Here is a 6,570-nt window from a genome sequence, read left to right on the forward strand (position 1 = left end):
GTTCACGCCCATGCCCCGTTTCGCCATTGCCACCCTTGTGCCCGCCCTCCTGCTCGCGCTCGCCGTGCTGGCGGGCGGCGCGTGGGGTGCGGCGGCCCTTTTGTGGATGACGGTGCTGACCTTCGCGCTCGACCGTCTGGGCCGCGCCCCCGCCCCGCAGGGCGCCGGCGAAGGCCGTGCGCTGACGGTCGCGCTGGGAAGCGTCCACTTTCTTTTGTGGGGGCTCGCCATCTGGGGCGTGGGCGGGCCGAGCGGGTTGTCGGCGCTGGAGCGCGGCGTCGCCTTCTTCGGCTTCGGCCTCTTCTTCGGACAGATCTCGAACTCGGCCGCGCACGAGCTGATCCATGCCTCCGGGCGGGCGTTGCGGCGGCTGGGCGCGGCGATCTACGTCTCGCTGCTCTTCGGGCATCACGTCTCGGCGCACCGGCTGGTGCATCACGTCCATGTCGCCACGCCGCGCGATCCCAACTCGGCGCCGCTGGGGCGCAGCTACTGGGGCTTCCTGCCGCGCGCCTGGTGGGGCAGCTTCCGCGAAGGCTGGCGCGCGGAAGAGGCGCTGCGGGCGCGACGCAGCGGTCCGCGCGGTCTGCACCCCTATGCGATATGGCTGGGCGGCGCGGCGGTGGCGGGATTGCTGGCCCTGCTCATCGGTGGGCCGGGCGGGCTGGCCGCGCTGCTGGGACTCGCCGCCTACGCGCAGGCGCAGCTTCTGCTGTCGGACTACGTGCAGCACTACGGGCTGACGCGCCGCGCGGGCGCGGAGGGGCGGGCGGAGCCGGTCGGCCCGCAGCATTCCTGGAACGCGCCGCACCGTCAGTCGGCGGCGATGATGCTGAACGCCCCGCGCCATTCCGACCATCACGCGCACCCTGCCCGGCCGTGGCCGGAACTGGCGCTGGAAGAGGACATGCCAAGGCTGCCCCAGAGTCTGCCGGTGATGGCGACCATCGCGCTCTGGCCGCCCGCCTGGCGGCAGCTGATGGACCATCGGGCCCGGCGCGTCATGGCGCGGCAGGGCGCGTGATGCGGCAGCTTGTCGATCTGGCGCGGGCGCCGCAGGCGCTGCTCACCCGCCTGCGCGCGCTCAACGACGCGCATGCCGAACAGACATCGCCGCTCACGACCGAGGCGCTGGCCGATCTGTGCCGCGCGGCTTTTGCCGCCTGGGCGCCCGAGGACGGCTCCGCCTTCCTCATCGCCTTCGACGAGAGCGCGGACTACGCCAGTCCGAACTTCCGCTGGTTTTGCGACCGATATGACCGATTCGTCTATGTCGACCGGATCGTCGTGGCCGGGGACCGGCGCGGCGAGGGCATGGGGCGGCAGCTTTACGCCGCGCTTTTCGAGGCCGCCCGCGCCTCTGGCCGGGCGCGTGTCGCCTGCGAGGTCAACCGCGTGCCGCCCAACCCGGTCTCCGACGCCTTTCATGCCCGCATGGGCTTTGCCCGCGTGGGCGAGGGCAGCCCGGCGCCGGGCAAGACCGTGCGCTACCTGCTGCGCCCGCTCGACACCGGCGGGCCGGCGCCGATCCCGCGCGAAAGCGATTAACAATGCGCCCCCGGCATGGCAGGATTGCGCCATGCCGTTCCGTGCCCTCGCCCTTGCCTTCGCCATTTTCGCCACGCCCCTCGCCGCGCTCGACGAGCTCAGCGCAGAGGAGTTCGACGCCTATACCCGCGGCAAGACGCTCTACTTCGGCCAGAACGGCCAGCCCTACGGCGTCGAGGAATACCGCGACAACCGCGAGGTCACCTGGTCCTTTCTCGACGGGCGCTGCATCGAGGGGGTCTGGTACGAGGATTCCCGCGGCATGATCTGCTTCGAATACGAGGACGAGATCGGCCCGCAGTGCTGGCGCTTCTACCGCGGCCCCGAGGGGCTGCTCGCGATCTTCGAGGACGAGAGCAGCGTGCCTCTCTACGAGGCGGAAGAGGGCGAGGAACCGATGCAGTGCCTGGGCCCCGAGGTCGGTGCATGATGCGCCGACGCGGGCCGCGGGTCTGCCGGTCAGCGACGGAGGTTCACAAGCATCTGCCGATGCGGCAGGAGCGCAACGTCTCGGCGTGCTGGTGACGGAGGCGCCGCCGGCGCTTCTGCGGCGCAGAGGGGCGCTCATCGGCCTTGGCAGGCCTCTTCGCTGGCGCCGCAGCCGCGACGAGGGCCCGCAGGGTCCCGAGGAGCGGCTCAGAAGAGTTCGCCCTGCTCCGGAGGCTCGTCGCCGCGCGCGGGTTTTCGGGTCCGCCCGCCGACCGCGAGCCGCCCGTCGGCGAACTCGATCTCCAGCGCGCGGGCCTGTTCCGCCTGTGACTTGCGCGTGAGGACCGCGCCGTCGCCGCGCACCACGGCGTAGCCGCGCCTGAGCGTCGCGGTGTAGCCCAGCGTCTCGCGCAGGCGGTCGGCGGTCTCCAGCCGCCGGCGCTGTGCCTCGACCCCACGGGCGAAGGCCGCGTCGAGCCGCGCGCCCTGCTCGCTCAACCGCTGGCGGCCGCGGGCGATCTCGGCCTCGATGGGGCGCAGGCTCAGCCGGTCGGCGCGCCGCGCCAGCGCCTCGCGCCCGGCCTCCACCCGCCGCGAGAGCGCAGGCGCAAGGCGCGGGCCGCAGGCATCGAGCCGCCGCCGCTCGCCCGCCAGCGCGCGGGTGAGCAGGCCGGGTCGCAGGCTGCCGCCCGCCTCGGACAGCGCCACGCGCCGCGCCTGCACCGAGGCGCGCAGCCCGGCGGGCAGCCGGTCGCCCAGCGAATCGAGCCGCTGGCGCGGCCAGTCCAGCAGCGTTTCGGGGCGCGGGAGCCCGCGGGCGAGATCGCGCAGCCGCTCGCCGCGGCGCGCCATCGCGGCAGTGACGCAATGCGCAAGCCGCCCGCCCAGCGCCTCGGTCGCGGCCAGAAGCTCCAGCCGCACGGGCACGGCCAGTTCCGCGGCGGCGGTCGGCGTGGGCGCGCGGCGGTCGGCCACGAAGTCGATCAACGTGGTGTCCGTCTCGTGCCCGACGGCGGAGATCAGCGGGATCGCGCTGTCGGCGGCGGCGCGCGCGACGATCTCCTCGTTGAAGCCCCAGAGGTCCTCGACCGAGCCGCCGCCGCGCGCCACGATCAGCAGGTCGGGGCGCGGGATCGGCCCGCCACGCGCCAGCGCGTTGAAACCGCGGATGGCGTTGGCCACCTCGGGCGCGCAGTTGGCGCCCTGCACCGCGACGGGCCAGATCAGAACATGCCGGGGGAAGCGGTCGCGCAGCCGGTGCAGGATGTCGCGGATCACGGCGCCCGAGGGTGACGTGACAACCCCGATCACCTCCGGCAGCCAGGGCAGCGGGCGCTTGCGCGCCGCGTCGAAAAGCCCCTCTGCCGCCAGCATCTTCTTGCGGTTCTCCAGCAGCGCCATCAGCGCGCCCTGCCCCGCCGGGCGCAGATCCTCGATCACCAGCTGATAACGCGACTGGCCGGGAAAGGTGGTCAGTCGCCCGGTCGCCACCACCTCCAGCCCTTCCTCCGGCTGGGTGGCAAGCCGCGCCGCGGTGCCCTTCCAGATCACCGCCGAAAGCACCGCGCGCTCGTCCTTGAGGTCAAGATAGACGTGGCCGGAACGCGGGCGCGTGACGCGGCCCAGCTCGCCGCGCACGCGAACATGCGGAAACTCGCCCTCGACCACGCGCTTCACCGCACCGGAAATCTCCGAGACGGTGAACTCCGGCGCGTTGGCCCTGTCAGCCGGGCCGGCATCCTCGATCAGGTCGGACATGGGCGGGACCATGCCCGATCGCACGGCGGAGGGGAAGCGGCCAGGTCGTCCGCGCCGGCGCATCGCGCGACGGGGAACGCCGGGGATGCAGCTTTGCGGCGATTTCGCCAGCACGGCTGCATCCTTGCTGGTCAGCCCTCGCCAGTGCGCCCTCGCAAGTGCGCTCTTGCCGCTGTGCCGCGCTCGTCCACCGGCGCGCTCCGAGCTGGCGGTCGGCAACCGACGAAACGGCGCAGATCGCGTGTGCGGCTTTCGCCACGGGGACAGCCCGTCGGGGCGCCAACGGTGGCAGACCCTGCGCCGCCCCATGCAGAAATCGGTCCGATGCGCGCGGGGGCAGAGGGTGCAGACGGCCAACCGCCGGCCGGCGCGCACCTCACGCGGCGCGGCTGTAGCTGTGACCGGCCTCGATCTCTTCGATCAACTTCTCGGAAAAGGCGGGCAGGTCGTCGGGGTTGCGGCTGGTGACGAGGCCTTCGTCAACCACCACTTCGCCGTCTTCCCAGTGGCCGCCGGCGTTCTGCACGTCCGTGCGGATCGAGGGATAGGAGGTGAGCTTGCGGCCCCTGGCGATGCCGGCCTCGACCAGCATCCAGGGCCCGTGGCAGATCGCCGCCACGGGTTTGCCCGCGCGCCAGATCTCGCGCAGGAAATCCACCGCTTCGGGCTTGGTGCGCAGGATGTCCGGATTGATCTGGCCACCGGGCAGCACGAGCGCATCGTATTCGCCCGCGTCGGCCAGTTTGAGCGGACGGTCCACCGCAACCTTGCCGCCCCAGTCGGAGCCCTTCCAGGCGGTGATGTCGTCGGTCTCGGGCGACACGACGTGCACGGTCGCGCCGGCCTGGGCCAGCGCCTCGCGCGGGTGCTCCAGCTCGGACTGCTCGAAGCCATGGGTGGCAAGGATCGCGACGGTCTTTCCGCTCAGACGGGCCATGCGTGGTCTCCTTTCGGGATGTTCCCTTACTGTCCCTTGCGCAACCCGCGGCCCCGGCCCCCCGTTCCCTCCTGCCTTGCCACGGGCGGGCGCCGCGGCTACGAGGCCCGCGATCAGGGCTCACCGGGGGACGGGGCGCGCGATGAACATCCTCATTCTGGGCGGCGGCGGGCGGGAACATGCGCTGGCCTGGGCGGCGCTGCAGAATCCCAAATGCGACAAGCTGATCGTGGCACCGGGCAACGCCGGCATCGCGCAGATCGCCACCTGCGCCGCGCTCGACCCCTGCGATGCGCCGGCGGTTCTGTCGCTGTGCGAGGAGGAGGCGGTCGACCTCGTGATCGTCGGACCGGAGGCGCCGCTCGCCGCGGGCGTGGCCGACCGTCTGCGCGAGGCGGGCTTCGCGGTCTTCGGCCCCTCTGCCGCGGCGGCGCGACTCGAAGCCTCCAAGGCCTTCACCAAGGAGGTCTGCGATGCCTGCGGCGCGCCCACGGCGGCCTGGGCGCGGTTCTCGGACCCGGCGGCGGCCGCGGCCCACGTCCGCGCGCAGGGGGCACCCATCGTGGTCAAGGCCGACGGGCTGGCCGCCGGCAAGGGCGTGGTCGTGGCCGAGACCGTGGCAGAGGCGGAGGCGGCGGTCGAGGCGATGTTCGGTGGCGCCCACGGGACGGCCGGCGCCGAAGTGGTGATCGAGGAGTTCATGCAGGGCGAGGAGGCGAGCTTCTTCGTGCTGGTCGACGGCGAGACGGTGCTGCCCATCGGCACCGCGCAGGACCACAAGCGCGTGGGCGAAGGCGACACCGGGCCCAACACCGGGGGGATGGGCGCCTATTCCCCCGCGCCCGTGATGACGCCCGAAGTGGAGGCGCGCGCGCTCGACCGGATCGTGCGGCCCGTGGTGGCCGAGATGGCGCGCCGCGGCACGCCCTATTCCGGCGTGCTCTATGTCGGGCTGATGATCGCGGACGGCACCCCGCGGCTGGTGGAATTCAACGTCCGCTTCGGCGACCCGGAATGCCAGGCGCTGATGCTGCGGCTGGGCGCGCAGGCGCTGGACCTGATGCACGCGGTGGCGGAGGGGCGGCTCGACGGTTGCCGCGTTACCTGGGCGGATGACCACGCGATGACGGTGGTGATGGCGGCAGAGGGGTATCCCGGCCCTTATGCGAGGGGCGAGCCCATCGGCGGGCTGGAGGCGCTGCCCGAGGACAGCTTTCACCAGTGCTTCCATGCCGGCACGGCGCGGGAGGGCGGGCGCTTCGTCTCGGCCGGGGGGCGGGTGCTGAACCTGACTGCGCGCGGGACGACACTGGCCGAGGCGGCGGAGCGCGCCTATGCCATGGTGCGGGGCGTGGACTGGCCGGGGGGCCAGTTCCGCGCCGACATCGGCTGGCGCGCCCTGGGCGGCCGCCGCGCCGGCTGACAGGGCGCGAGGGGGGCGCTGCCCCCCGTCCGGCTGCGCCGGACTCCCCCCGGGGTATTTCGGGCAAGAGGAAGGATCGGGCACAGGCGGTCGGGTCAGTTCCCGGCGAGGCGAGTGCGGCGGCGAGGCCGGCGCGGACCTTGTGCGCACCGATATCCCGATCCGTGAGGCGGCCGGGCTCGCGCATGACCGCCAGGAGCCGGCGCCAGTCGGCGTCGGCGACCACGATCTCGGGGCCTGCGCCGCAGTCGCGCAGGCCGCCGGAGATGTCGGTCTTGCCGATGCGGTGGTTGGTCACGCCCCTCAGATCGGCGACCGGTTCGAGGCGTCGGGGGCCCGGCAGATGGCGCCAGACGCGCAGGGTCTTCGCCGGATGCGGCCGGTCGACCCGGGCGATCCCGGCCAGCCCGTGGCCGTCGAGGTCGCCCGCGCCGGCGCGAGCCGGCGGAAGCGGGTGCCGATGAAGGGCGTGGCG

General features: G+C 73.2%; 7 protein-coding genes. 5 read left to right on the forward strand and 2 right to left on the reverse strand.

The window, feature by feature from the left end:
• From ACLFOB_RS13640 to ACLFOB_RS13650, 3 genes are all read left to right on the forward strand, one after another.
• Window positions 1-1,024: alkane 1-monooxygenase (locus ACLFOB_RS13640; RefSeq protein WP_410926433.1), on the forward strand; the 1,024-nt coding region annotated here is incomplete at its 5' end.
• Entirely contained in the window at window positions 1,024-1,548 is a 525-nt protein-coding gene (locus ACLFOB_RS13645) for a GNAT family N-acetyltransferase (protein ID WP_410926434.1), read from the forward strand. The genes ACLFOB_RS13640 and ACLFOB_RS13645, both read left to right, overlap by 1 nt.
• 31 nt (window positions 1,549-1,579) lie before the next feature.
• A complete protein-coding gene (locus ACLFOB_RS13650; protein ID WP_410918489.1) occupies window positions 1,580-1,978 on the forward strand; it encodes a hypothetical protein in 399 nt (132 codons plus the stop codon).
• A gap of 206 nt (window positions 1,979-2,184) precedes the next feature.
• On the opposite strand, the gene xseA is transcribed toward ACLFOB_RS13650, so the two are convergent.
• On the reverse strand, window positions 2,185-3,735 hold the full coding sequence (xseA, locus tag ACLFOB_RS13655; RefSeq protein WP_410926435.1) for an exodeoxyribonuclease VII large subunit: 1,551 nt from the start codon (window positions 3,733-3,735) through the stop codon (window positions 2,185-2,187).
• A gap of 376 nt (window positions 3,736-4,111) precedes the next feature.
• Entirely contained in the window at window positions 4,112-4,672 is a 561-nt protein-coding gene (locus tag ACLFOB_RS13660) for a type 1 glutamine amidotransferase domain-containing protein (protein ID WP_410917668.1), read from the reverse strand.
• A gap of 142 nt (window positions 4,673-4,814) precedes the next feature.
• On the opposite strand from ACLFOB_RS13660, the gene purD reads away from it, so the two are divergent.
• Window positions 4,815-6,095 (forward strand): phosphoribosylamine--glycine ligase, encoded by a 1,281-nt coding sequence (purD, locus tag ACLFOB_RS13665; protein ID WP_410926436.1) that lies wholly within the window; start codon window positions 4,815-4,817, stop codon window positions 6,093-6,095.
• Between the two features lie 142 nt (window positions 6,096-6,237).
• On the forward strand, window positions 6,238-6,570 hold a 333-nt coding region (locus ACLFOB_RS13670), incomplete at its 3' end, for a hypothetical protein (protein WP_410926437.1).

Source organism: Rhodosalinus sp. (assembly GCF_046542825.1).
Lineage (GTDB): Bacteria > Pseudomonadota > Alphaproteobacteria > Rhodobacterales > Rhodobacteraceae > Rhodosalinus.

Coding starts and splice junctions, on each gene's coding strand:
- ACLFOB_RS13645 (WP_410926434.1), top strand. CDS start 1,024: ATGCGGCAGCTTGTCGATCTGGCGCGGGCGCCGCAGGCGCTGCTCACC.
- ACLFOB_RS13650 (WP_410918489.1), top strand. CDS start 1,580: ATGCCGTTCCGTGCCCTCGCCCTTGCCTTCGCCATTTTCGCCACGCCC.
- xseA (WP_410926435.1), bottom strand. CDS start 3,735: ATGTCCGACCTGATCGAGGATGCCGGCCCGGCTGACAGGGCCAACGCG.
- ACLFOB_RS13660 (WP_410917668.1), bottom strand. CDS start 4,672: ATGGCCCGTCTGAGCGGAAAGACCGTCGCGATCCTTGCCACCCATGGC.
- purD (WP_410926436.1), top strand. CDS start 4,815: ATGAACATCCTCATTCTGGGCGGCGGCGGGCGGGAACATGCGCTGGCC.